The sequence below is a fragment of the Roseovarius sp. EC-HK134 genome, from assembly GCF_902498815.1.
In the GTDB taxonomy this organism is placed as follows: Bacteria; Pseudomonadota; Alphaproteobacteria; order Rhodobacterales; family Rhodobacteraceae; genus Roseovarius; species Roseovarius mucosus_A.
The window spans coordinates 1,273,920-1,298,664 of sequence record NZ_LR701544.1 but is presented as its reverse complement, the minus strand read 5'-3'; the positions used below and the strand labels follow the sequence as shown (position 1 = coordinate 1,298,664).

23 protein-coding genes are annotated in these 24,745 nt (G+C 59.6%); 10 read left to right on the top strand and 13 right to left on the bottom strand.

Features of this window, described 5'->3' with window-relative positions:
• The first annotated feature begins 19 nt into the window (after positions 1-19).
• From GC127_RS10200 to GC127_RS10190, 3 genes are read left to right on the top strand one after another with little or no spacing between them, the layout of a single operon-like run.
• On the top strand, positions 20-469 hold the full coding sequence (locus GC127_RS10200; protein ID WP_151977939.1) for an OsmC family protein: 450 nt from the start codon (positions 20-22) through the stop codon (positions 467-469).
• Positions 470-490: 21 nt separating this feature from the next.
• Positions 491-1,291: an enoyl-CoA hydratase gene (locus GC127_RS10195; RefSeq protein WP_151977937.1), complete on the top strand. Its 801-nt coding sequence runs from the start codon at positions 491-493 to the stop codon at positions 1,289-1,291.
• A 3-nt stretch (positions 1,292-1,294) separates the two neighbouring features.
• Positions 1,295-2,941, top strand: coding sequence for an acyl-CoA synthetase (locus tag GC127_RS10190; RefSeq protein ID WP_151977935.1), 1,647 nt, complete (start codon positions 1,295-1,297; stop codon positions 2,939-2,941).
• Here GC127_RS10190 and GC127_RS10185 read toward each other — a convergent pair.
• The 10 genes from GC127_RS10185 to GC127_RS10140 form a co-directional block, all read right to left on the bottom strand.
• Positions 2,938-3,789, bottom strand: a complete 852-nt coding sequence (locus GC127_RS10185; protein WP_008279564.1) for an ATP-binding cassette domain-containing protein — start codon at positions 3,787-3,789, stop codon at positions 2,938-2,940. The two genes, GC127_RS10190 and GC127_RS10185, sit on opposite strands and share 4 nt — an antisense overlap.
• Complete coding sequence (locus GC127_RS10180; RefSeq protein WP_151977933.1) at positions 3,786-4,625, bottom strand: ABC transporter ATP-binding protein; 840 nt, start codon at positions 4,623-4,625, stop codon at positions 3,786-3,788. Before GC127_RS10180 ends, GC127_RS10185 begins: the two co-directional genes overlap by 4 nt.
• A 4-nt stretch (positions 4,626-4,629) precedes the next feature.
• Complete coding sequence (locus tag GC127_RS10175) at positions 4,630-5,547, bottom strand: ABC transporter permease subunit (protein ID WP_008279566.1); 918 nt, start codon at positions 5,545-5,547, stop codon at positions 4,630-4,632.
• Positions 5,544-6,551 carry an ABC transporter permease subunit gene (locus GC127_RS10170; protein WP_008279567.1) on the bottom strand — a complete coding sequence of 336 codons (1,008 nt, stop codon included), beginning with the start codon at positions 6,549-6,551 and terminating at the stop codon, positions 5,544-5,546. Before GC127_RS10170 ends, GC127_RS10175 begins: the two co-directional genes overlap by 4 nt.
• A gap of 71 nt (positions 6,552-6,622) precedes the next feature.
• Positions 6,623-8,167 (bottom strand): ABC transporter substrate-binding protein, encoded by a 1,545-nt coding sequence (locus GC127_RS10165; protein WP_085976967.1) that lies wholly within the window; start codon positions 8,165-8,167, stop codon positions 6,623-6,625.
• 126 nt (positions 8,168-8,293) lie between these two features.
• Positions 8,294-8,917, bottom strand: coding sequence for a helix-turn-helix domain-containing protein (locus tag GC127_RS10160; protein ID WP_254700065.1), 624 nt, complete (start codon positions 8,915-8,917; stop codon positions 8,294-8,296).
• 145 nt (positions 8,918-9,062) lie between these two features.
• A complete protein-coding gene (locus GC127_RS10155) occupies positions 9,063-10,178 on the bottom strand; it encodes a Xaa-Pro peptidase family protein (RefSeq protein WP_037296825.1) in 1,116 nt (371 codons plus the stop codon).
• Positions 10,179-10,306: 128 nt separating this feature from the next.
• A complete protein-coding gene (gene phnE / locus GC127_RS10150; RefSeq protein ID WP_008279572.1) occupies positions 10,307-11,107 on the bottom strand; it encodes a phosphonate ABC transporter, permease protein PhnE in 801 nt (266 codons plus the stop codon).
• Positions 11,100-11,903, bottom strand: coding sequence for a phosphonate ABC transporter ATP-binding protein (locus GC127_RS10145; RefSeq protein WP_151977928.1), 804 nt, complete (start codon positions 11,901-11,903; stop codon positions 11,100-11,102). The genes phnE and GC127_RS10145 overlap by 8 nt, the downstream gene beginning before the upstream one ends.
• Before the next feature lie 63 nt (positions 11,904-11,966).
• Entirely contained in the window at positions 11,967-12,824 is an 858-nt protein-coding gene (locus GC127_RS10140) for a PhnD/SsuA/transferrin family substrate-binding protein (protein WP_008279574.1), read from the bottom strand.
• A 116-nt stretch (positions 12,825-12,940) separates the two neighbouring features.
• On the opposite strand from GC127_RS10140, the gene GC127_RS10135 reads away from it, so the two are divergent.
• Positions 12,941-14,065 (top strand): alpha-D-ribose 1-methylphosphonate 5-triphosphate diphosphatase, encoded by a 1,125-nt coding sequence (locus GC127_RS10135; RefSeq protein ID WP_199861224.1) that lies wholly within the window; start codon positions 12,941-12,943, stop codon positions 14,063-14,065.
• Positions 14,058-14,846, top strand: a complete 789-nt coding sequence (locus GC127_RS10130; RefSeq protein ID WP_151977924.1) for a GntR family transcriptional regulator — start codon at positions 14,058-14,060, stop codon at positions 14,844-14,846. Before GC127_RS10135 ends, GC127_RS10130 begins: the two co-directional genes overlap by 8 nt.
• On the opposite strand, the gene GC127_RS10125 is transcribed toward GC127_RS10130, so the two are convergent.
• Positions 14,828-15,865: a LacI family DNA-binding transcriptional regulator gene (locus GC127_RS10125; RefSeq protein WP_151977922.1), complete on the bottom strand. Its 1,038-nt coding sequence runs from the start codon at positions 15,863-15,865 to the stop codon at positions 14,828-14,830. The genes GC127_RS10130 and GC127_RS10125 overlap by 19 nt on opposite strands.
• Positions 15,866-15,975: 110 nt before the next feature.
• Between GC127_RS10125 and GC127_RS10120 the strand changes: the two genes are divergently transcribed.
• The 5 genes from GC127_RS10120 to GC127_RS10100 all read left to right on the top strand — a co-directional run bounded on the left by GC127_RS10120 (position 15,976) and on the right by GC127_RS10100 (position 21,951).
• Entirely contained in the window at positions 15,976-17,496 is a 1,521-nt protein-coding gene (locus GC127_RS10120) for a tripartite tricarboxylate transporter permease (RefSeq protein ID WP_151977920.1), read from the top strand.
• A complete protein-coding gene (locus GC127_RS10115; RefSeq protein WP_151977918.1) occupies positions 17,493-17,948 on the top strand; it encodes a tripartite tricarboxylate transporter TctB family protein in 456 nt (151 codons plus the stop codon). The genes GC127_RS10120 and GC127_RS10115 overlap by 4 nt, the downstream gene beginning before the upstream one ends.
• Positions 17,949-17,995: 47 nt before the next feature.
• Positions 17,996-18,955: a tripartite tricarboxylate transporter substrate binding protein gene (locus GC127_RS10110; RefSeq protein WP_151977916.1), complete on the top strand. Its 960-nt coding sequence runs from the start codon at positions 17,996-17,998 to the stop codon at positions 18,953-18,955.
• Between the two features lie 72 nt (positions 18,956-19,027).
• Positions 19,028-20,437: an aldehyde dehydrogenase family protein gene (locus GC127_RS10105; RefSeq protein ID WP_254700063.1), complete on the top strand. Its 1,410-nt coding sequence runs from the start codon at positions 19,028-19,030 to the stop codon at positions 20,435-20,437.
• A complete protein-coding gene (locus tag GC127_RS10100; protein WP_151977912.1) occupies positions 20,434-21,951 on the top strand; it encodes an AMP-binding protein in 1,518 nt (505 codons plus the stop codon). Before GC127_RS10105 ends, GC127_RS10100 begins: the two co-directional genes overlap by 4 nt.
• Before the next feature lie 17 nt (positions 21,952-21,968).
• Here GC127_RS10100 and GC127_RS10095 read toward each other — a convergent pair whose 3' ends face one another.
• Positions 21,969-23,822, bottom strand: coding sequence for a heavy metal translocating P-type ATPase (locus GC127_RS10095; RefSeq protein WP_151977910.1), 1,854 nt, complete (start codon positions 23,820-23,822; stop codon positions 21,969-21,971).
• Between the two features lie 124 nt (positions 23,823-23,946).
• On the bottom strand, positions 23,947-24,744 hold the full coding sequence (locus GC127_RS10090; protein WP_151977908.1) for a phosphodiesterase: 798 nt from the start codon (positions 24,742-24,744) through the stop codon (positions 23,947-23,949).
• Position 24,745 lies beyond the last annotated feature (1 nt).

The window sequence follows — 24,745 nt, the reverse complement described above, 5'->3', positions numbered from 1 at the left end:
ACCAAACGAGACCTGATAGATGTCTGACCTCGCAATCGAGCTGCATTGGCAGCGCGCCGAACCTGTGCTGCACACCGGCAAATATTCCAACGCCCATACCGTGCAGTTCAACAACCACCATGATGTGCAAGTGGATGCCGCCCCGGATTGGGGCGGCGATCCCGCCCACACCAATCCTGAACAGGCGCTCGCCTCGGCGCTGTCCAGTTGCCACATGATGACCTTTCTGGCGCTCGCGGCCAAGGCGGGCTGGCCAGTCGCGAGCTATCATGACTATGCCGTGGCCCATCTGGGCAAGAATCCCAAGGGACAGATGTCGGTCACGCGCATTGATTTGCATCCGGTGGTGCGGTTCGACACCGGCTTTACTTTGGATGACACGCAATTGGCCGAAATGCAGGACCGCGCGCACCGCTACTGCTTTATCGCCAACACGCTCGCCGAAAGCGTGGAGATCAACATTCTCTGACCTCTGAAAGGACGAGACCCCATGCAGAAAAGCGACATCCTTCTTTGTGACCTCGACGGCGCAGGTATCCTGCGCCTGACGCTCAATGACGTGGGACGGCGCAATGCGCTGTCCGAGGCGATGCTGGCGGAACTGGGTCGGGTCTTTCGAGAGGCCGGGAATGATCCTGCGGTGCGGGTCATCATTTTGGCGGCAAACGGGCCCGCGTTCTGCGCGGGCCACGATCTCAAGGAAATGACGGCTGGGCGCGCCAACCCTGACCGGGGGCGCGCCTATTTCACCACGGTGATGGCACTTTGTTCCGGCGTGATGCAAGCCATCGTCACTTGCCCCAAGCCGGTGATTGCCGAGGTGACAGGCATCGCCACCGCTGCGGGATGTCAGTTGGTCGCAAGCTGCGATCTGGCGGTTGCGGCGGAAACCGCCCAATTCAGCACGCCCGGTGTGCATATCGGCCTTTTCTGCTCGACACCGATGGTGGCCTTGTCGCGCAATGTGGCGGGCAAACATGCGATGGAACTGTTGCTCACCGGCGATATGATCCCGGCACCGCGGGCGGCGGAAATGGGCCTCATCAACCATGCGGTTTCCCCCGAGGACTTGCAGGCCGCTACGATGGCCATGGCCCGCAAGATCGCGTCGAAATCAAGCATGACCCTCGCGACCGGCAAGCGCGCCTTTTACGCACAGCGCGAGATGACCCTTTCGGATGCCTATGCCTATGCCTCTGCCGTGATGGTGGACAATATGCTGGCGCACGACGCCCAAGAGGGCATCGGTGCCTTTATCGAGAAACGCGCGCCCCAATGGCAGGATGCCTGACCCATGACACCGAACCCCTATAACTCTGATCTCGACCGCAACCCCGCAAACCACCAACCCTTGACGCCACTCAGTTTTCTGGAGCGTGCGGCGACCGTGTTCCCGGATCATACCGCGATTGTGCATGGGCCCCTGCGGCGCAGCTATGCGGCCTTCTATAACCGTTCACGCCAATTGGCCTCGGCGCTAGGCGCACATGGATTGGGGCGCGGCGATACTGTCTCGGTGATGCTGGCAAACACACCCGCGATGCTGGAATGTCATTACGGCGTGCCGATGTGCGGCGCGGTGCTGCATTCGATCAACACCCGGCTTGATGCTGGGATCATCGCGTTTCAGCTTGATCACGCGATGGCGCGGGTGGTGATCGTGGACCGCGAATTCATGCCGCTGATGCAAGAGGCTCTATCGCTCGCCAAAGTCACCCCACTTCTGATCCAATATGACGATCCCGAATTCAGCGGTCCAGAAATCGCAACCACAGCACAAGATTACGAAGCGTTCCTGTCAACGGGCGATCCGTCGTTCGACTGGCTGATGCCAGAGGATGAATGGGACGCGATTTCCATCAATTACACATCCGGCACCACCGGCGACCCCAAGGGAGTGGTGTCACATCACCGCGGGGCATATCTTTTGGCGCAGGGCAATGCCCTGACGACGTCGATGGCCAAGCATGCGGTCTATCTCTGGACCCTGCCGATGTTTCACTGCAATGGCTGGTGTTTCCCCTGGACGCTCTCTGCCATCATCGGCACACACATTTGCCTGCGCCAAGTGCGGGCAGAACCAATCTGGGAGGCGCTTGCGCAAGAGCGGGTAACACATCTCTGCGGCGCGCCGATTGTGATGTCGCTTATGATCTCTGCCCCCGAGACGGTTAAACGTTCCTTGGATCACACGGTGCAATTCTTTACCGCTGCGGCACCACCGCCTGAAAAGCTATTGGCGGATATGAAGGACGCCGGTTTTGACGTGACCCATCTTTATGGGCTGACAGAAACCTATGGGCCTGCCGTGGTGAATGACTGGCATGACAGTTGGTCGACGTTGCCCGCCTCAGAGCAAGCCCGCCTGAAATCACGTCAGGGCGTGCGCTATCTGGCACTTGAAGGGCTCGATGTTCTGGACCCGGAGACCATGAACCCTGTGCCCCGCGACGGCACGACCATGGGCGAGGTCATGTTTCGCGGCAATGTCGTGATGAAGGGCTATTTCCGCAATCCCAAGGCCACGCAAGAGGCCTTTGCCGGGGGCTGGTTTCATTCCGGCGATCTCGGCGTGCGGCACCCAGACGGATACATCCAGCTCAAGGACCGCTCCAAGGATGTGATCATTTCAGGGGGCGAGAATATATCGTCTATCGAGGTCGAAGAGGCGCTCTATCGTCATCCGGCGGTGGCCGTGACAGCCGTTGTCGCCATGCCGCATGAGAAATGGGGCGAAACCCCTTGCGCCTTTGTCGAACTGGCTGACGGGCAGGCGGCGGATGCGGAAACCCTGCGGGCGTGGTGCCGGGATCATCTGGCACCCTACAAGGTGCCGGGGCGGTTCGTCTTTACAGAAATACCGCGCACCTCGACCGGCAAGATCCAGAAATTCCTGTTGCGCACACGCGCCAAGGAAATGACGGAACCCGAGGCCGTTTAACCCTGCCTTGCGGCCTGACGCCGCGCGACACGCGCGCGGATAGCCGCGACATCGGTGATAGGTGTCGCGGCGAATAAGGCACGGGTATAGGGGTGCTGCGGATCGGCAAAAAGCGCCTCTCGGCTGCCCTGCTCGACCGCCTCACCTTTTGAGATCACCATCACATCGTCAGCAATGTATCGCACAACCGAAAGATCGTGGCTGACAAAGACGTAAGTTAGCTCAAACTCTTCCTGCAAATCCGCCAGAAGGTTGAGCACCTGTGCTTGCACCGAGAGATCAAGCGCCGACACCGGTTCATCAAGCACCAGCAGTGAAGGATTGAGCATGAGCGCGCGCGCAATCGCGATACGCTGCCGCTGCCCACCCGAAAACATATGCGGATAGCGGTTAAAATGCTCGGGCTGCAAGCCGACCTTCTTGATCATCGCCTCGGCGCGGTCGCGGCGCTCGGATGCGGGCATATCGGTGTTGATCACCAGCGGTTCCATCAGCACATTGCCGATTTTCTGGCGGGGATTGAGGCTACCGTAGGGGTTCTGAAACACCATCTGCACCTTGGAACGCAGGGCCGGGCTGGGGCGTTTGCGGGCAATATCAACGGGGTGATCGTCAATCCGCAATTCGCCGCTCGAGGGGGCATCAATCAGCGCGATAATCCGCGCGAGGGTAGACTTGCCAGAACCGCTTTCACCAACGATGGCCAGGGTCTTGCCCTTCTCGACAGCAAAGTCGATGCCGTTGAGCGCGCGCACCTTGCCCGCGCGGGCAAAAAGGCTGCCCGGCACTGCGTAGTCCTGAACAATGCCCCGACCTTCGACAACGGGAGAGTGGGCGTCAGCGGTCATCGTGCTGCCTCCTGCGCGAAGAAGTCAGAGACAGTGGGCAGCCGGTCGCCGGTTGCATTCTCGGGCAGGGCCGAAAGCAGAGCGCGAGTATAGGGGTGCTGCGGTACCTCGAAGAGTGAAAGGACGTCAGCCTCTTCCATCTTTTTCCCCTGATATTGCACCACCACCCGGTCGGCGGTTTCGGCCACGACGCCCATGTCATGGGTGATCAGGATCAGCGCCATGCCGTAATCCTCTTGCAGTTTCATCAACAGATCGAGGATCTGTTTCTGTATGGTCACATCAAGGGCTGTTGTCGGTTCATCCGCGATCAAAAGGCGCGGGTTCGACGCGATAGCGATGGCGATCATCACCCGCTGGCATTGGCCGCCTGACATCTGATGCGGATAGGCGTTGATCTTGGTCTCGGGCTCGGGGATGCCGACGGCCCGAAAGAGATCAAGCGCACGGGCGCGGGCATCGTCCCGCGAGAGCCCAAGGTTGAGACGCAGCACCTCTTCAATCTGAAAGCCCACGGTGAACGAGGGGTTGAGCGACGCCACCGGTTCTTGGAAAATCATGGTAATCTCGCGGCCAATCAGGTGGCGGCGCTCCGACGCAGAGAGGTTCGAGATGTCGCGCCCGTCATAGGTCATCTCATCAGCGGTGATGGTGGCGGTATCAGGCAAGAGACCCATAACCGCCAGCATCGACACCGATTTGCCAGAGCCGCTCTCACCCACGATGGCCAATACCTCACCTCGGTCGACATGCACGTCGATCCCGTCCACGGCGGTAAAGCTACCGGTGGCGGTGGCGAATTTGACGGTCAGGTTCTTGATGTTCAGAAGTGCCATATCGTCAACTCCGCTTCAGCTTGGGGTCAAGCGCATCGCGCAGCCCGTCGCCCATCAAGTTGATGGCCAGCACCGAAACCAGAATGGCAAGGCCGGGAAAGGTAACAACCCACCACGCGCGCAATATGAATTCGCGCGCCTCTGCCAGCATGGTCCCCCATTCTGGTGCAGGTGGCTGTGCACCCATGCCGAGAAAGCCCAAAGCGGCGGAATCGAGCACCGCCGAGGAAAACGACAGCGTGGCCTGCACGATCAACGGCCCAAGGCAATTGGGCAGGATCGTCTTGAACATCAGGCGCAGGTTGCCCGCCCCCGCCACGCGAGCAGCAGTGACATATTCGCGCTTCATCTCGGTCATCACGGCAGCGCGGGTCAGGCGGGCGAAATGCGGCTGATAGACAATGGCAATCGCGATCATCGCATTGGTCAGCCCCGGCCCAAGCACCGCCACCAGCACAAGCGCCAAGAGAAGCGACGGAAAGGCAAGGATCACATCCATCATCCGCATGATGACATTGTCGATCCAACCGCCAAAAAACCCGGCCAAGAGCCCAATGATGATCCCGCCAACAAGCGCGATAGAGACCACGACAATGCCGATAAAGAGCGAATACTGCGCCCCAAAGATCAGACGCGAAAGCATATCGCGCCCAACCGCATCCGTGCCCAGCAGGAATTGCGCACTGCCGCCTTCGGCCCAGACGGGGGGCACAAGCAACGCTTCGCGGTATTGCGTGGTCGGGTCGTGCGGGGCGATAATTCCGGCAAAGACCGCTGTTAGGACCAGCAGCACGAAGACCACCAGACCGATCACAGCGCCCCGGTTCTGGCTGAAGTAGAACCAGAATTCGGCCAGCATGCGGCGGCGGATCGCGGCGTCGGACAGCTTCACCGGGGCAGCAAGGTTGGATGTATCGCTCATTTCACACGAATCCTCGGGTTGATGAGGCCATAGGTCAGATCAACCAAAAGGTTGACGATCATCACCAGCGCCGCGATGAGCAGAAGGCCAGACTGCACGACGGGATAGTCGCGCCGGGAAATGGAATCGATCATCCATTTGCCGATACCGGGCCACGAAAAGATAGTTTCCGTCAGGATTGCACCCGCCATCAGCACGCCGATTTGCAGGCCGATAGTCGTGACCACCGGCACCATGGCGTTGCGCAGCGCGTGAATGCCAATGACGCGGTATTGTGGCATGCCCTTTGCCCGGGCGGTGCGAACGTAATCCTCGCCCATCACTTCGAGCATGGCAGACCGGGTCTGGCGGGCGATAACCGCAAGCGGGATCGTGGCCAACACCAAAGACGGCAGGATGAGATGGCTCAGCGCCGAGGTGAACGCCCCCTTTTGCCCCGAGAGCAGGCTGTCGATTAACATGAAGCCCGTCACATTGGGGAAATAATAAAGCAGGCTGATACGCCCCGACACCGGCGTCCAACCCAGAATGCCCGAGAAAAAGATTATAAGCAGCAACCCCCACCAAAAGATCGGCATGGAAAAACCCACAAGGGCAAGCGTCATGGAAATCTGATCAAACCAACTACCGCGACGGATGGCGGCAAACACGCCCACGGTGACGCCAATAACCGTGGCGATGATGATGGCGCAAAGACCCAATTCCACGGTCGCGGGAAAGAGGGTCAGGAATTCGTCCAGCACAGGCTTCTTGGTCACAAGCGAATTGCCCATATCGCCCTGCAAAAGGCGCCCGAGAAAATCGAAATACTGAAGCACAATAGGCTGGTCATAGCCCAGTTGGGCGCTGAGTTCGGCATGCCGTTCCGGGGTAACGCCACGCTCTCCGGCCATCAGCAGCACCGGATCACCGGGCAGGATACGCACAAAACTGAAGGCAATGATCGTGATCCCGATAAAGGTCGGGACCAAGTAGAGCAGTTTGGACAGGATAAATCGGATCATGCGCCGCTTTCCTTTGAAAACGCGCGAGGGCTGTGCCCCCGCGCGTCCGGTTTCATACCAAGGCGATCTGGTTATTCGGCAATGTCGACAGTCTCAAAGGTGAAGTCGCCCAAGGGGCTCATCACAAACCCCGAAACCTTGTTCGACATCGGCACGTATTGGGTGGAATGCGCGATGGTGAACCAAGGGGCCTGATCCTTGAAGATCACTTGCGCCTGCTCGTACAGCGCGGTCCGCTCTGCCGGGTCCGCAGTGATTTTGGCATCCTTTAGCAGCTTGGAAAAATCCTCGTTGCACCAGAAGGCACGGTTGGCACCGCCTTCACCAGCAGAATCGCAGGACAAGAGCACCGACAGGAAGTTGTCGGGATCGCCATTATCCCCGGTCCAGCCCAGCATCACCGCACCGTCACGGCCTGCTTCCATCGACTTTTGCAGATACTCACCCCACTCGTAGGACACGATCTCGACCGTGACGCCGACCTTGGAGAGGTCTTCCTGCATCAGTTCTGCCGAGCGGCGGGCATTGGGCATATAGGGGCGCTGTACCGGCATGGCCCAGATTTTCATCGAGAGGTCAGTCACGCCCTCTTCCTCCAGCATCTTCTTAGAGGCCTCGGGATCATAGGGATCATCGACGATCGACTCGTTATAGGACCACATGGTTGGCGGGATCGGGTTCTTGGCGGGTGCGGCAGCCCCTTGGAACACAGCCTCAACGATAGCGTCCTTGTTGATCGCCATGTTCAGCGCCTTGCGGACGCGGGCGTTGTCAAACGGTGCGACGGTGGTGTTATAGGCCAGATAGCCCACGTTCAGACCGGCCTGCTCATCAAGTTTTAGGTTGGGATCAGCTTTGATCGTCTCAATGTCAGCAGGGGCCGGATAGGGCATCAGGTGGCATTCGCCCGCCTTCAGTTTTTGCAGGCGCACGGCCGCATCGGGGGTGATGGCAAAGACCAGATCGTCAATGATTGCCCCGTCGCCCCAATAGTCGGCATTCTTGGTATAGCGGATCACCGCGTCCTTTTGATAGGCCAAGAACTTGAACGGGCCGGTGCCGATGGGCAGGTTGTTGAGATCTTCTTTGGTGCCTGCCGCATCCAGCGTATCGGCATATTCCTTGGACACGATCGAGGCAAAGGGCATCGCGATATTGGCAAGGAACGGGGCCTCGGGCTGGTTCAGGGTGAACTTGACCGTGTAGTCGTCGATCTTTTCGATGGATTTGATCAGCTCGGGCATCGCCATCGAGGTGTAGTATTCATAGGTCACACCGGCGATATACTGGTGCCAGGGATGATCGGCCGAACCCTGACGCTCGTAGGAAAAGATCACGTCATCGGCGTTAAAATCGCGGCTTGGCGTGAAGTTGTCGTTGGAGTGCCATTTGACACCCTCGCGCAGATGAAACGTGTATTCGGTGCCATCCTCAGACACATCCCAGCTTGTCGCAAGACCTGGTTCGACCTCGGTCGTACCCTTCTTGAATTCAGTCAGGCGGTTGTAGATTGGATGCGCAGAGGCATCAAAGGTGCCACCCGCAGTAAAGGGGGCGGGATCAAAACCCTCGGGCGAGGCTTCGGAGCAGTAAACAAAGGTTTTGGCCTCAGACATCGTGGCGGTCAGCGCCAGTGCCGAAGCGCAGAGCAGTAGGTGTTTCACGGGTTATTCTCCTTGTTGGATTTGGAAAGGTGCGCCGGTTAACCCGGCTGATACCTGCGCGACATGCTGTGGCGTCGTTCAGGGGATGTCAGGTTGTTGGGTCTCCGCGCCTGTGCGCGGCACATAGGAAGAAGGGGTTGCCCCATGCAGCATCTTGCCTGTCCATAGCAGGCGCGCCCAACCTTCGCTAACGTTGGACCAAGAATGCGGGTGCTGACCGAGGTAATGCATACTATCGCCGGTCCGCAGTAGAAACTGTTGACCGTTCACCACTTGCAGCACCTCACCATCGAGCACGAAAATCAACTCTTCGCCGGAATGTTGCACGGTTTCAGATTCGTAGCCGGGCGGGACATTGAGGATAAACGATGTGAGCTCATGCCCCGGAAATTCGGCGCCGATCTGTTCGTAGATGATCGAGGTGCCCGAAATTGAAAACTGCGGGCGCGTCTCTGCGCGTGTCACGCTATCTGCCTGTCGCGGGGTCGCGATAAAGTGGTCGATGCTGACATCGAGCGCCGCCGCAATCTCGGCTAGGGTGCCCAAGGTGGGCACCGCATTATCGCGCTCGATTTGGCTAAGATAGCTCACAGATACTCCACATCCGTTGCTGAGATCCTGCAAGGTCATCGACATGAGCTGCCGGCGTTTTCTTATGCGGCGCCCCAAGGCGAGCGGCGCACCGGCAGGTGTATGAGTCATCGGCATCCTTGGGTCAGAAGGCTTTCGTGAGGCCCACATCAGACGAAATGGAAAAGCATTGCAACAAAAATTTTCCCATGTGGAAAATTTTTTGTCACCGAAGCGGACCTATGTTGCCCCACACGCATAGGATGTTTCCACCTGATCACCCAACCAATGGGCGCACGATCAAATCACGCGGCATGTTGGAAAACACCTCTGGACCTTGGGGCCGCAGGATCACGATTTCCTCAAGCCGCAGCCCAAAGCGACCCTCGAGATAGATGCCCGGCTCGATGGAAAAGACATTGCCAACCGACAGCGGCGTCTCAGACGTTGCGGTAATGTAGGGCGGCTCGTGGATATCGATGCCAAGCCCGTGACCAGTGCGGTGCAAGAAACGGTCGCCATATCCAGCGGCGGTGATCACATCGCGCGCCGCCTTGTCGACGTCACGCGCCAATGCGCCGGGGCGCGCCGCAGCGAGAGCGGCGCGCACAGCCTGATCCACCACCGCGAATACTTCAGTATAGGTGGCATCGGGCGTTCCAAAATAGCCGCATCGCGTCATATCAGATGGATACCCATTGAGACGGCAGCCCGTATCGAGCAACACGGGCATGTCGCGCTCCAACCGCGTCGCGCCGGGCGTATGGTGCGGAAAGGACCCCGATGGGCCAAAGCAGACCGAGCAGAATTCCAGCGTCGCGCCATTCGCCCCATAGAAATCCTGAATAATCTGAACCAACTCGCGCTCGGTCATGCCCAAGCGGAGCGCATCAAAAGCGGCCTCAACCGCCCGATCATTGAGCAGGTGCGCAGCCTTGATCGCGTCGAATTCTGCGGCGTCTTTGCAGGCTCGCAGCGCACCGACTGTATCGTCGGTAAAACGTCGGTTCGGGGCCTGAAGATGATCCAGCAGCAACAGCGAAAAATCCGTACGCATGGTTTCATCGAGCACGACCGATAGGCCCGGGCGGTTTGCCTGACAGGCGCTCAGCATGTCTTGCAGGGCCGCATGCGGACCTTCGTCATCCCGCCACAAATGAAATGGTAAATCCGTTGATTGCCGCGCTGAGGCGGCATTGAGTGAGGGCATGAGAAACCCGGCATAATCGCGCGTGACCAACAGCATCACGGGCCGCTCGTCGCCATGCGGATGCACGCCCGAGAGCCATGCCATATGGCTCGACGGTCCAAGTGCCACAAGATCAGTCCCCGTAGCTTCCATACGGGTGCGTAGGTCTGCAAGGCGGGATTGGAGACGGGGAAAGGCGGTCATGACGGCTCCTGCCGATTAAAGGTTCCGGTCGACAGGTGGAGTCGCGGACACCATGCCCGGCGAATCGTCGCGGTTGGCCTTGACCATAGAAGACAATTTGAGGCCTCACACCCGTCTTCTGGGGGCGATCACTGCAGGCGGGCGCGCAATTTGTCTGTGCAAACTTCCATCAGCAGAACAATCACAAAGATCGCCAGAATGATCATCGAGGCATTGCGATACTGAAAAAGATCAAAGGCAACCTTGAGTTCCTGACCAATGCCCCCTGCCCCGACCAGCCCCAACACGACGGAAGAACGGACCGCCTTTTCCAATGCAAACAGCGAGGAGTTGATCAGTGACGGCATGATATCGGGCAGGATGGCCCCGATCAGGATCGACGGTCTGTTTGCACCGATGGCCGCGAGCGCCTCTTGCGGCTCCTTCTCGGCATCCTCCATCGCCTCGGCAAAGAAACGCCCGCAAAACCCGATGGTATCGACCATGATGGTCATCGTCCCCGCCACAGCCCCAAGCCCGATCGAAGCCACGAAGATTAGCGCCCAGACCAGATCAGGCACCGTGCGCAAAAACGAGATAGCCGCCTTGACCAAAACATTGCCGCGCCCGAGCGGGGACACACCCCGCGCTGCGCACCACGCAATAGGCAGGCTGAGGACAATACCGATGGCTGCGCCGACCAAGGCAATCTGAAAGGTTTCGATCATCCTCACCGCGATACGCGCCAGAAAATCCGGTTCTGTGTTGGGTGGCAGCATCCGACCGACCAAGTTTGCCATACCGGGCAACCCGTCAGCCAGCTGCTTGGGCGAGGGGGCGACTTGCCCCATGGAGGCAAGGAGGATCGCCGCAAGTGCGACGATCAAGACAAAGTTCAGCGTTGAAAACCGTCGAAACCTGTCAGGGGCCTGAGCCCGGCGATCAATCATCGAACGTGTCCTTGAGATCAGCAGGCGCAACCTTGGTCACAGGTCGGTCAAAGAATACCTTTCCGCGCTTTAGCGCGACAATCCGGTCGGCATAATCCATGGCATGCGCCATATCATGCGAGGTATAAATCAACGTAATGCCCTGCGTGCGGCACAGATGGGTAAAAAGCTCCATCACGTTGTGGCCGGACAGCGGATCAAGGCTGGCTGCGGGTTCATCGGCAATCAGCAGCCGCGGTCTGCGCACAATCGCGCGGGCGATGGCGACACGCTGTTGCTGTCCACCTGAGAGGGCATCCGCGCGGTGCAACGCCTTATGCTCCAGATCGACATCTGCAAGCGCCTGCATGGCGCGGTTGCGCCACTCGAGCGGCGCAAGGCTATGAGAAAAAGCGCGCCAACTTCCCGGCTCGCCGAACAGGCCATGGATCACATTCGACAGCACCGAGCGGCGTCGCACGAGGCAATGTTTCTGAAATACAAAGCCGGTCTGACGCCGCATGCGCAATCGCTGAGCGCGCCCTGCCTCTGGGCCGACCGGATGACCAAAACAGCTAAGCGTACCATCAGAAATCGAATGCAGCCCAATCAAGCTCTTGAGGAGGGTGGATTTCCCCGAACCGTTGGCACCAATCAGGGCGACGCGCTCGCCCTCATGGATTTCGAGATCAATTCCCTGAAGCACGGTTGCGCGAGTGTCATAGGCCTTGGTCAGCCCACGCGCGACGATCAGCGGTGCGACATCAGCCGCACGACCCTCGGGCGCGCTTGTCGTGGTCCGCTCTAGAACCTGCATCACCAGTCTCCGGAGTGCGTAAGGTCGTGGGCACACACCCCGGCCTTGTGGAATGAAGCCCTGTCAGTTTCCGACAAAGGATTTGGTATCCACGCCAATGGTGCCATACATCGAGCGGACATAGTCATAGTCGCTGTCCTGCACATTGGTCAGAAAGAACCCACCCTTGAATTTCTGGTTGTCCTCTCCGGTCAGGATCGCCGACATCAACTCTTCTGCGTGGTCCACAAACGCTGACTTGACGGCAGCAACAGCGTCCGCGTCGATGCCAGACCGTGCAACAAGAATATCATTGGGCAGATCTCGACCACGGGCGACGACGGTAAAGGACACATCTGGAAAGGCTTCGCGAATGCGACCAAGGTGGCTTTCGTTCATGCCGACCGCCGCAACATCCCCCCGGATCAGCGCCTCGATCGCCGTGTTACGAGAAATGATCTGTGGCTGGTAATCCTTGTTATACACAAGACCGAAATCAGCCAGAACCTGCGCAGGCCCAAGGTGCTGCGATGTCGAACCGACAGACCCAAAGGTCACGACCTTATCCTTGAGGTCCTGCACCGATTTGATCGGCCCGTCCGAAAGGGTGACGATCTGCGCAAAGTAATTCGGGCGCTGCCATGCGGTTACGATCTGTGCATCCGTCAACTCCTTGATGACGACATATTCAGCCGGGCCAGTTAGAACCAGATCCACCTGTTCCTGATTGAGCGCTTCTACGGCCGCAGTGCGTGAACTGACCGGGAAAAGCTCGATTTCCTGTCCTGTCATCTCTTCGAGTTTTGCCTCGAACGCACCAAACTCCTGTTGCAGGGCTTCGAGCCCCTCAATGTCAGTCACGGCGAATTTCAGCGGCTCTGCAAAGGCAGGCAAAGTGCTGGCAAGGGATACCGCAGCAGCGGCGAGCAGGGAACGGATCATGAGAGGTCTCCGGTGGGTTCGGGGCAAATCAGGGTTGCTGTGTATACAGGATCGTCACACAACCGAGGCATACGGGATTCGGTTGACACTTTCGTGACATGGAGATTTGCGACGACATGACGAATAACTGGACACTCACCGGCGGTCAGATGCTCTTGGGCGGAACTTTTGCGGCGCAGCCCCTGCATGTGACCAACGGCCGGATCACGCAAGAACCGGCTTCAGAGGCCGAATCCTACAACGCAGCCGGCCGGTTGATCCTGCCCGGTATCATTGATCTGCACGGCGATGGGTTCGAGGCCCTGGTTCAGCCGCGTCCGGGGGTGCATTTTCCCTACGATCTTGCCTATCGCGAGGCGGATGCGCAGCTCATATCCAACGGCATCACAACCGCCTATCACGGGCTGACGGTGTCGTGGGAGCCGGGATTGCGTGACATAGCGATCACGCGCGCCCTCCTATCGGCGCTGGAGCGCGTCGCGCCGACGCTCGACTGCGACACTCGGCTGAATATCCGGTGGGAGACTTTTGCACTCGACCATATAGACGAAGTTCTGGGTTGGTTGGCACGGCGGTCGGGCGACATCCTATCGCTCAATGATCACACAAGCGCCAATCACAAGCTGAGCGAGGAGAGCGCCAAACTCAAGCGGATGGCGGTGCGCATGGGCCTTGCGCCCACCGATGCCAAGGCTGCGATTGCGGCGGTTCTCGCCCGTCGGGATGAGGTGCCCGAAGCGATAGATCGGATATGCGCAGAGGCCGTCCAACTGGGCCGCCCGGTGCTGTCGCATGATGATATGACGCAAGAGGATCGTCGCACGGGACGCGCGCGCGGCGTGACATTGGCTGAGTTCCCGATGACCCAAGAGGCGGCGCAAGAGGCGCGCATCGCGGATGAGCCAGTGATCCTGGGCGGGCCCAACGCGCTGCGCGGCGAAAGTCACAATGGCGCACTCTGTGCGACCGAGGCGGTTCGGGCAGGTCTTTGCACGGTACTGGCGTCTGACTATTATTATCCCGCACCATTTCATGCCGTTTGGCGGCTGCACGATGCTGATGTCCTGCCACTTGCGCAGGCTTGGGCCTTGGTCTCGGCCAATCCTGCTGAGGCTGTCGGGCTGCGGGACCGCGGCACATTGGACGTTGGCAAACGAGCGGATATCCTTGTGGTAAACCCGGACACACGTAAGGTCGAGGCGGTGTTCGTCCAAGGTAGAAAGGTGTTAGCCCGTGGCTGACCTGTCTGATCTCTCACGCGCCGAGGCCGGACTCGCGGCGCTTGCGTGCACGGCCTATGATGCCCGGTCCACACGCCCAATCTGGCTGCAAATCTATGATCGTCTGGCTCAAGCGATTGAGGGGGCTGTCGTGACCCCCGGCAGCCGCCTGCCCGGTGAGGTCCAGTTGGCCGATATGTTTCAGGTTAACCGTGTCACCATGCGCCGCGCTCTGGCGCTCTTGCAAAGCGAGGGCAAATTGCAGGCGCGTAAAGGTGTAGGCATTTTCGTACGACAGGTGCCACGCGCCTTTGTGATCCGCAACGATATGCGCTTTGCCGACTCGCTGATTGATTGCGACGCCGAGGTGACATCGCGCACCCTCCGATTGGAACGCGCCCACCCCAGCCCCGAGGCCGCGAGTCTCTTTGATCTGGAACCAACCGATCGGGTGATCGTGTTGCACCGGATGCGCCTACTGGACGGCGCGCCGATCTATTTCACGCGCAAGGAATTACCCGCACACCGCTTCCCGGAGTTTGAGAAGATCTACCAAATCAGCCAATCGGTCAGCGCGGTTTACAAAGCGGCAGGCATCCCTTGGTTTCGCCGCGCCGAAACCCGCGTAAGCGGTGGGTTCGCGCAACCCGATGAGGCCGAAATCCTGTGTCTGAACGAAAACACCCCGGTGCAATATGTCACCGCCATTAACCGCGCCCCGGATGGAACGGCAATCGAGTTCAACAGAGGCTGCTGGCCAATGACCGGCGTGGAATTCGTGTTTCAGTCACCCATCGAGTGAACCGCGCGCGACGTGCCGCGCACGATGCATTCCAGCGGACAACGGATGCGGAAGTGATCTTCGCTTGCTCCGGTGATCAGGTCTGTGAACCGCTCGCCTGCAATCTCGCCGATACTGCGGGCGGGAATACGGATGGTGGTCAGGCCTGGCTCCATCTCGCTTGAGCCTTTGAAATCGCCGATTCCGATCACCGAGAGATCTTCGGGAACCCGCAAGCCACAGCTTTGCGCGCCATAGATCACCCCTTGGGCAATCACGTCATTGCCACACAAAAGCGCAGTGGGACGATGGGCGCGGCGCAAGAGATCCTGCGCCACCTGCTTGGCCTGCGCAATGCTATAGGGTGCCTCCCATTGCCAATCCGCAATCAGGGGCACGTCGGCCGCCAAGAGCCGGTCACGCGCGCCAGAGAGTCGGGCACTTGCGCGGTCATTGCCCTCGGGGCGGGGGAAAATCAACCCGATATCCCGATGACCAAGGCTGAGAAGATGATCAGCAGCACTGCGTCCCGCCTCGTGGTTGTCTGCCCCGACACAGGGCAAGGCTGAATCGGCAGCGTAGTTCCAAAGCGCCATCGCCGGGGTGCGATGGTGCTCCAAAAGTCGCAGGCTGGCATCTGAGTGTTCCAACCCAACAAGAGCAATGCCATCGACGCGATGCTCCATCAGTTTGCGCATCATCGCATATTCACGATCAAGGTCATAGGAATGCGACGCGATGAGCAGGGTGAAACCCGCCCGGTCGATAGAATCGGAAAAGGATTGAATCACCTCGGCAAAGATTGCGTGATCAATTGTCGGCACAATCAAACCGATGGTCGCGTTACGCCGTCCGTGCATCGACTGCGCTGCGCGATTGCGGATATAGCCCAGCTTTTCCACCGCACGGGTGATGCGTTTGCGGGTAGCTGGGCTGACAAGGCTGGGATGATTGAAACTGCGTGACACGGTCGATGGCGACACGCGCGCAGCCTTTGCAACAGCCACAATATCCACTTTTTCATTATATCTATCAGACACCTAAACCACCATTTCGGGGATTTTATGAAAACATTTGCATTACTATTTTCATCACTTACCGTAGAAGATCAACCGGCGTTTTCGTCGGAGACCGCAACGGGAGGTGCGCGTTGGAATTCATCTACTACTTCGGAGAGGTCTTTACGCCTATGGCCTTCATGCTGCTTTTGGGCGGCACGATCGGCGGGCTGATCCTTGGGGCCACTCCGGGCCTCTCGCCGACCATGGCGGTAGCCTTGCTCATTCCGTTCACCTTTCGACTTGAGCCAGCTCATGGTCTCATTCTGCTTGGGGCGGCCTATACCTCAACCGTTGCGGGCGGTGCGGTCAGTGCCATCCTGCTCAAGATCCCCGGTGCGCCCGCCAATATCGCAACGACACTGGACGGGCATACAATGGCCACGCAGGGCCGTGGGGCAGAAGCGTTGCAACTTTCGTTTTTATCCTCGGCGGCGGGCGGCATTTTTGGTGTTCTACTGCTGATCTTTCTCACGCCGATGCTGGCGAAATGGGCGCTCGCCTTTGGGCCATCGCATCTCTTTTGGCTGGCCATACTTGGCGTGACCGTGATCGGCACGCTGGATACCAACTCGGTCGTCAAAGGGCTGCTTTCGGGCTGCATGGGCATGTGGCTCGCAACTATCGGCTTTGACGATATCATGGGCGCACAGCGCTTTATCGTTCATCCTTCGCTGGCAGGTGGGATCAGCATTGTGCCCGCGCTGATCGGGCTCTTTGCCATTCCCCAAGTGCTGGCGATGTTCGCGCGAGGGCGTCAGCCAGCTGGGAGCGATGTGATCGCTGTACAAAAACACCCCATCGGCAAGGCAATGCGTGAAGTCATCCGCCGCTGGCGCGCGCTGAGCATCGGGACAGCTATAGGATCTATAATCGGTCTCATTCCGGGTATCGGAGGACAGATTGCCGGGCTGGTGGCCTATGATCAGGCCAAGAAGTTTAGCCCGGAGCGGCAAAAGTTTGGCAAGGGTCACTCTGAAGGCGTGATCGCCGCAGAAAGCGCCAACAACGCCATGGTCGGACCATCGCTGGTGCCACTCCTGACGCTCTCCGTGCCCGGTAGCCCGACAGCGGCGGTGCTCTTGGGGGGCTTGCTTATCCACGGGATTTTTCCGGGTAGCGACCTTTTCGACAATCACCCGGATGTGGCCTGGACCTTTATCAACTCTATGCTCATCGGGCAGGTGTTGATGTGCATCTTTGGCCTTTACGTGGCAGGTCTTGCCGCGCGGGTGGCGCAGGTGCCGCAATATGTCATGGCCGCAGTGGTGCTGGGATTGGCTGTCTTTGGCTCTTACTCAGTTCAAAACTCGATGGGCGATGTCTATGTGATGGCCGCATTGGGCATTGGCATGTTCTTTCTAGAGCGGTTCGGCTTTACCGCCGCACCGCTTGTGCTGGGTCTTATTCTAGGACCAATCGCCGAGGCCAATTTCACGCAAGGTTCGATGATCGCCGACGCGACCGATGGACGGTTCAGTTACTTCTTTGGCGGAACGCTGAATATCGCGCTGATCCTGATCGTGATCGCCTCTGTCGCCTATTCGGCCTGGATGGAGGTTCTGCAACGTCGTCAGGACCGCGCCGATCAGACCAAGGAGGCAAAGGCATGAGACAGTGGCAACATGTCATCCCGTCCGGGGCTATCGCCGCCCTTGGCCTCTGGGTCTGCTATGTCAGCTTTACGCAGCAACCGGCACAGGCGTTCCTGTTTCCAAGGCTGATTTCAAGCGTTTTTGTCGTGCTGGCACTCTGGACATTTGGTCGTGCGGTTATGGGCCTGTCGCGCGCCGGAACAGGAATTGGCCGCACGATGTTTCTCAACATCCTGCCGGGGCTGGTCGTGGCAAGTGTCTATATCTTCTGGGCCGCTGAAACGCTCGGATTTTACAGCGGCAGCGCACTGGCCTTCTTTGCACTGCTCAGCCTCTACGATCCCGCCCCGCATCGCGAAATCAAAAGCTGGATGCGCCGGGCGGTAATCACATCGGGGTTCATTCTCGTGATGTATTTGCTCTTTGCAAAGCTGCTCAGCGTGTTCACGCCACGCGGCCTGTTTTTCTAGAACTGCCGGAGCGATCCGGAAAATCAAAACCAAGGGAGGAGAAGACCATGACCAAGATACTCAAAGGGTTGGCAACGGCCCTATTGCTCGCGGCGTCCCCCGCCGTGGCACAGGACTATCCAGACCGCCCCGTGATGATGATGGTGAGTTATGGTGCCGGGGGAGCCACCGATTTTCAGGCCCGAATCGTGACGATGACGGCGGGAAATGAAGACACGCTTGGCCAACCTATCGCCATCATAAACAAACCCGGCGCAGGCGGGCGTGTCGGCTGGAATTGGCTGGCAACGCAGGCAGAGGCGGATGGCTACGCGCTTGGCGTTTACAACATCCCGCATTTCATCGCGCAGTCCATCGAAGGTGGGGTAGAATACAACGTCGACAGTTTTGAGCCGATTGCCAATTGGGGTGCTGATCCGGCAGTTTTCATCGTGGGTGCCGACAGTGAATTCAACTCGATGCAAGATGTGGTGGCCTGGGCCAAAGAGAACCCTGGCAAACTGACCTTTTCGGGGGCAGGCCTGTTTGTGGGGCACCATATCGCAGCGCTCCAACTCGAAGCAGCCGCAGAGGTCAAACTAGCCTATATTCCCAACAATTCTGGCGGTGCCGGTGCCATGAAGGCCGTGATCGCCGGAGAGGTCATGGGCGGCATCAACAACCTGTCGGACGCCTTTCGTGCCGCCGATGCGGGCAGTGTGAAGATTTTGGGTGTGTTCGACACCGAGCGCAGCAGCTTCCTGCCCGATGTGCCCACCTTGCAAGAGGCGGGCTATGACATCGACGATTCCAGCGTGAATTATCGTGGCATCATGGCCCCCAAAGGCACCCCTCAAGAGGCAATAGACAAGCTGGCAGCCGTGATGCCAGCCATGTTCGCCGATCCCAATGTCATGAAACAAATGGAGGCGGGCGGATCGCCGATCAAGATCATGACGCGGCAAGAGGTGATCGAGATGTGGGCTGCCCGTCAGAAGACACTCGAGAAACTCTTGGCCGGGCTTTGATCCCAACGCAAAGCCTACCTAAGCAGGGCAGCCCCCGGCATGCCCTGCATCCACCCCAATAAGGAACACCACATGAGCGCTGAAGGTGATATCGCCGCTGTCGAAAACGTCATGGCCAAGGCTCGGGCCGCGCAAAGTTCCTATGAGGCGGGCGGGTCGCAAGAGCGCTATGACCGCGCCGCGCAAGCCGCAGCCTGGGCGATCATGGAACCGACCCGCAACCGTGCCTTGGCGGAATTGTCAGTGGCCACCACCGGCATCGGCAATGTGCCGGACAAGATCACCAAAAACCACCGCAAGACGCTTGGGCTCATGCGCGACATTTCCGGGGTTAAGACCTTCGGTGTGATCCGTGACGATCCGACAACAGGGATTACTGAAATCGCGCGTCCCATCGGGGTCGTCGGTGCCGTGGTGCCCTCGACCAATCCGGGGGCCACCCCGGCCAACAACATCATCAATGCGCTCAAATGTGGCAATGCCATAGTGCTGTCGCCCTCACCCAAAGGGGTGCCGACCTGCGAGCGCTTGCTAGAGCATATCCATGCCGAGTTTGCCAAGATCGGGGCAAACCCCGATCTGGTGCAGATGGTGCCCGCTCCGGGCTCCAAGGCCAAAACGCAGCGGATGCTGGAATTGTCCGATCTGGTGGTTGTGACCGGAAGTCAGGACAATGTGCGCCGCGCCTATACCTGCGGCACGCCTGCAATTGGCGTCGGTGCTGGCAATGTATGTGTCATCGTGGATGAAACCGCCGATCTGACGGCAGCGGCAGCCAAGATTGCAGCCTCCAAGACGTTTGACAACGCAACCTCCTGTTCCTCGGAAAATGCGGTGGTGGTGGTGGATGCGGTCTATGACGCCTTTGTCGCAGCTTTGGCACGCGAAGGCGGCGCATTGATCCCCGAGAGCAATTCGCATGAAATCGTTGCGCGTCTCTGGCCCGATGGCCATCTCAACCGCGCAGTGATTGCACAGGACGCCCCCCGCATGATTGAGGCGCTTGGCCTTTCGGGGCGGGTACCAGAGGGAACCCGATTTGTTGCGGTGGAAACACGGGATATCGGGCCCGATCACCCCCTTTCGGGCGAGAAGCTGAGCCTTGTTCTCGCGCTCTATCGCGCCGCGGATTTCGAAGATGCGGCCGCTCTTGTCGAGCGCATCCTTACCCATCAGGGAGCGGGTCATTCCGTTGGCCTGCACAGCGCTGATGACAGCCGCGCACGCCATCTTGGGGCCACGCTGCCCACCTGCCGGGTGATCGTCAATCAGGCGCATTGCTTTGCAACAGGTGGTGCCTTTAACAACGGCATGCCCTTCTCACTCTCGATGGGCTGCGGAGGCTGGGGCGGCAATTCCATCGACGACAACCTCAACTGGCGACATTTCCTGCAAACCACCAAGATCGTGCGTGAAATCCCCCCAAGAGAGCCGACACTCGACGAGATTTTCGCTGATTACTGGCGGGTGGCAGGCCAATGAGGCTGTGCCGCGACACACCGCCCAAGGGCACGCTACGGGACTGGGTCGATGCCCGCGCCGAGGCGGGCGGCCCGGCACTGTCCTTTCCTGATGAAGGCACGGCGCTGGATTGGCCCGGTCTGCGTGACCGGGCCCGCGCCATCGCTGGCATGTTGACCACACAGGGCATCACCAAGGGCGAAAGCGTTGCGATCATGCAGCCCAACGGACAGGCGGCGATCGAAGCGATCTATGGTGCCCTCTACGGCGGATTTCGCGCCACGATGATAAACCTCGTCGCCGGGGCAGAGGCGATTGGCTATGCGCTCGACCATTCCGGGGCGCGGGTGGCTCTGGTGCATCCCTCCCAACAGGCGGTCTTCCAGAGCGTCAATCCCGGCGGGCGCATTGCCGCCCTCAGCCTGACTGCGGCCGCGCCAGACACTGTCCTGCATCCCGTCACACCCGACGACCACGCCTTGCTTATGTATACTTCGGGTACGACCGGGCGCCCCAAAGGGGTCGTGCACACCCAAGCCAGCCTTTTGGCCGGGGGGTGGACCACCGCCATCGCCCATAATCTCGGGCCAGAGGATACTGGGCTATGTGTCTTGCCTGTCTATCATATCAACGGCCTCTGCGTATCGGTGATGGGATCGCTTGTGTCGGGGGGACAGTTGGCCATGTGCGCACGGTTCTCTGCAAGCCGGTTCTGGGCACAGGCAGCCGAGACACGGGCCACTTGGTTTTCGGTCGTGCCCACCATTGTATCGCATCTGTTGCATGGGGAAACAGGACCAGACCCAGAGACGCGCAAACGGCTTCGGTTCGGGCGCTCTGCCTCCTCTCCGCTTCCGGTCGAGGTACATACGGCTTTTGAAGCTCGGTTCGATGTGCCCATTGTCGAGACGATGGGCCTCACAGAGACGGCGGCGCAAATCCTGTCAAACCCCCTGCCACCCGGCACGCGCAAGATTGGCTCTCCGGGTATCGCCTATGGCAATCAGGCCGAGGTCGCGGGGCCGGATATGCGCCCGCTCCCCCCCGGCCAAGAGGGTGAAATCATCGTCAAAGGCCCCAATGTGATGCTGGAATACCTCCGCAATTCCGAGGCCACGCGCACCAGTTTCACACCCGATGGCTGGCTGCGCACAGGCGATTTGGGGCGCAAAGACGCCGAGGGGTATTTCTTTGTTACCGGACGCCTCAAGGAGTTGATCATCAAGGGCGGTGAGAATATTGCGCCGCGTGAAATCGACGAGGTGCTCTATGCGCATCCCGATGTGGTCGAGGCGGCGGCCTTCTCTTGTCCTTGCCCGCGCTACGGCGAGCGGGTCGAGGCGGCAGTCGCCCTAAGGCCCGGCTCGACACTGACGGCTGAGACCCTTTTGACACTGTGCAAAGACCGGCTTGGGGCATTCAAAAGCCCGGATCACATATATTTTCTTGGGGAGTTACCCAAAGGGCCGTCGGGCAAAATTCAACGTGTCAGGCTCAAGGACTTGTTGGCCGGAGACCTCGAACCCAACCCATAAAATTGGACGGCCCACGGTCACGCACGGGGCGCGTCAACAGGGGAAATGCGCAGCGCGCGCAGGGCGTTCAAAATGACGGCAACATCAATCGCCTCTTGCAACAGGGCACCCTGCACCGGGCTGAGATAGCCAAAGGCCGCGGCGATCATGCCAAGCACCGATAGGCCGATCCCGGCAACAACGCTTTCCACTGCGATCCGGCGAGCCGCGCGGGCAATCTCGATCCCCGGCACCAGCCGGTCGATACGATCCACCAGAAGCACCACATCTGCCGCCTCGGCAGATGCGGCCGCACCCCGCGCCCCCATGGCGACGCCCACATCGGCGGCGCTGAGCGCCGGCGCGTCATTAACGCCGTCCCCCACCATCATCACCGGACCGCGCTTGCGCTCGGAAAGAACAAGCAGCACCTTTTGATCAGGCGTGAGACCCGCCCGCAACCCATCTAGCCCAAGCCCCTCGGTCACACGCTCGGCCACATCGGCGCGGTCGCCCGTTGCAAGCAGAATGCGCTCAACCCCTTCTCGCCGCAGCCTGTCGAGCATCGCGCCCGTGCCTTCGCGCAGCGGATCGGACATCACCAGATGCCCGGCCAAACGTCCGTCAATCGCAACCGCGACAAGAACAGCCCCAGCAGCCATGCTGGACGGGACCCCCGATTGCCCCGCGATGCGCGACGCAACAAAGCCATCCCCACCAACAATAACCCGGCACCCCGCGACATGGCCCATGAGCCCTTCACCGGGCAGTTCCACCACCTCTGAGGGCACAGGCAAGCTGAGACCGCGCGCCTTTGCCGCCGCAACGATGGCCTGCGCCACAGGATGTTTCGACGCCTGATCTAGCGCTGCGGCCAAGCGCAGGATTTCATCCTCGCTCTTGTCACTGTGACAGGCGATGGACACGATTTGGGGGCGACCATCCGTCAGGGTGCCGGTTTTATCCAGGATCAGCGTGTGGATACGTGCCATTGTCTCAAGTGGTCCCGCACCCTTGATCAGCACCCCGAAATGCGCAGCACGAGAGAGGCCCGCCACCAGTGCCACCGGCACAGCAAGAATTAACGGACAAGGCGTGGCCACAACCAGAACTGCGACCGCCCGGATCGGATCCCCGGTGAACCACCACGCGGCAAAGGCAATTGCAACCGTCACCACAAGAAACCCAAGCGACCAGCGGTCCGCCAGCCGGGACATCGGCGCCTTGGATGCCTGTGCCTCGGCAACCAACCGGACGATCCCGGCATAGGTGCTGTCTTTGGCGGGGCGCAAGGCTATGAGGTCAAAGGCCTCGCCTGCATTGGTCGCGCCGCTCATGGTCTCGGCCCCGCGCACAAGCCGCACCGGCAGGGATTCGCCCGTCAGCGCCGATGTGTCAACAAAACCAGTCTCTGACGCCAGAGTGCCATCAACCGGCACCACATCCCCCTGCCGGATCAACAGCCTGTCACCCGGTATGATCTCGTCCAGAGGTATATCCTCTAGCCCACCGCTTCGGTGTCTCGTCGCTGTGCGCGGAACGCGGGACAGCAAAGCGTGCATTTCTCGCCGCGCGCGGCCTTCTGCAAAGGACTCTAGAAATGTGCCGCCCGAATACATCACCGCGACGACCGCGGCTGCCAGTGTCTCGCCAAAGGCAAGCGCCGCCGACATAGAAAGCGCGGCAACGATATCGAGCCCGACCTCACCCCGGCGTAAGCTGCGGAGGATCTCGATGACAAGTGCGACGAGCGCGGGCGCAACCCCGGCAATCCAGAGGAATTTGGCTAAGCGGACCTCGCCCATAAAATAGAGCGCAAGCCCCAACAGCAGACCGGCTACCGCCAGCAGCAGAAGCACGATCTTGAGGCGGTCAGATCCGGTTTGTTCCATGCGACCGTGCTCTCCATGGTCACGCACAGGTTTCGCTTTATCCGCATCATCGCGCAGGCGCGACTAAGGGTCCAGTCCGCGTTTTACCGCAGGCTAACCAGCTTCGCGCCAGTGCGGATACGCCTCAGAACGCAAAAGGCCCATCCCCATGGCGCAGCGGCAGTTCTGTCCAGACGCCGCCTGGGCCCGTATCGATCAGCCCGCAACCCGTAGGACCTGTCATAAAGCCGACTGGCGCCTCCTGACGCAGGTCCAGTGCAAATGCACTGCAACAGGATGGTGCCGTCACGACCGGATGCCGCCCTAAAAGACCATGATAAACACCGTGCACATGCCCCGACAAAACCCAGATCGGAGCTTGATGCCGCTCCAGAACAAGGCGCAGGGCGTCGGGGTTTTCAAGCCCTATGGCATCCATGAACCGGATACCCGTGCGGAGCGGCGGGTGATGCAATGCCACCACCACCTGCCTTCCGCCCGTCTCTGCAAGCGCTTGGTCAAGGAACGCAAGACTTTCGGCCCGCAAGATGCCGCCGCCATTGCCCTCTATCAACGTATCAAGACCAATGACGCGCGTGTCTGCGATATCTGCAACCCAGTCGATCAGGCCGGTCGGCCTTATTTCGGGCAGGTCGGAAAACGCAGCTCTGAACGTCTCTCGACCATCGTGATTGCCGGGCACCACAAGCAACCTGTGTCCCAGTCGCTCGAGCTCCCGGCGCGCAATCGCGTAGCTCTCGGCGCTGCCATCCTCACTGAGATCGCCAGTGACAAGGATCGCATCTAGCGGCCCAATCGCATCTAGCCGTGTGCGGAGCGTGTCCACAGCCTCTTGCAGCAAGCGGCCCGTGTCGAGCCGACCAGAGACCAACTGCCCCTCGGGGACGACATGAAGATCGGACAGATGGAGAAACCGCGCCATG

Coding starts and splice junctions, on each gene's coding strand:
- GC127_RS10190 (WP_151977935.1), top strand. CDS start 1,295: ATGACACCGAACCCCTATAACTCTGATCTCGACCGCAACCCCGCAAAC.
- GC127_RS10105 (WP_254700063.1), top strand. CDS start 19,028: ATGAGCGCTGAAGGTGATATCGCCGCTGTCGAAAACGTCATGGCCAAG.
- GC127_RS10090 (WP_151977908.1), bottom strand. CDS start 24,744: ATGGCGCGGTTTCTCCATCTGTCCGATCTTCATGTCGTCCCCGAGGGG.
- GC127_RS10100 (WP_151977912.1), top strand. CDS start 20,434: ATGAGGCTGTGCCGCGACACACCGCCCAAGGGCACGCTACGGGACTGG.
- GC127_RS10095 (WP_151977910.1), bottom strand. CDS start 23,822: ATGGAACAAACCGGATCTGACCGCCTCAAGATCGTGCTTCTGCTGCTG.
- GC127_RS10195 (WP_151977937.1), top strand. CDS start 491: ATGCAGAAAAGCGACATCCTTCTTTGTGACCTCGACGGCGCAGGTATC.
- GC127_RS10165 (WP_085976967.1), bottom strand. CDS start 8,167: ATGTCTGAGGCCAAAACCTTTGTTTACTGCTCCGAAGCCTCGCCCGAG.
- GC127_RS10140 (WP_008279574.1), bottom strand. CDS start 12,824: ATGATCCGTTCCCTGCTCGCCGCTGCTGCGGTATCCCTTGCCAGCACT.
- GC127_RS10110 (WP_151977916.1), top strand. CDS start 17,996: ATGACCAAGATACTCAAAGGGTTGGCAACGGCCCTATTGCTCGCGGCG.
- GC127_RS10170 (WP_008279567.1), bottom strand. CDS start 6,551: ATGATCCGATTTATCCTGTCCAAACTGCTCTACTTGGTCCCGACCTTT.
- GC127_RS10135 (WP_199861224.1), top strand. CDS start 12,941: ATGACGAATAACTGGACACTCACCGGCGGTCAGATGCTCTTGGGCGGA.
- GC127_RS10180 (WP_151977933.1), bottom strand. CDS start 4,625: ATGGCACTTCTGAACATCAAGAACCTGACCGTCAAATTCGCCACCGCC.
- GC127_RS10145 (WP_151977928.1), bottom strand. CDS start 11,903: ATGCAGGTTCTAGAGCGGACCACGACAAGCGCGCCCGAGGGTCGTGCG.
- GC127_RS10175 (WP_008279566.1), bottom strand. CDS start 5,547: ATGAGCGATACATCCAACCTTGCTGCCCCGGTGAAGCTGTCCGACGCC.
- GC127_RS10200 (WP_151977939.1), top strand. CDS start 20: ATGTCTGACCTCGCAATCGAGCTGCATTGGCAGCGCGCCGAACCTGTG.
- GC127_RS10115 (WP_151977918.1), top strand. CDS start 17,493: ATGAGACAGTGGCAACATGTCATCCCGTCCGGGGCTATCGCCGCCCTT.
- GC127_RS10155 (WP_037296825.1), bottom strand. CDS start 10,178: ATGACCGCCTTTCCCCGTCTCCAATCCCGCCTTGCAGACCTACGCACC.
- GC127_RS10185 (WP_008279564.1), bottom strand. CDS start 3,789: ATGACCGCTGACGCCCACTCTCCCGTTGTCGAAGGTCGGGGCATTGTT.
- GC127_RS10160 (WP_254700065.1), bottom strand. CDS start 8,917: ATGACTCATACACCTGCCGGTGCGCCGCTCGCCTTGGGGCGCCGCATA.
- phnE (WP_008279572.1), bottom strand. CDS start 11,107: ATGATTGATCGCCGGGCTCAGGCCCCTGACAGGTTTCGACGGTTTTCA.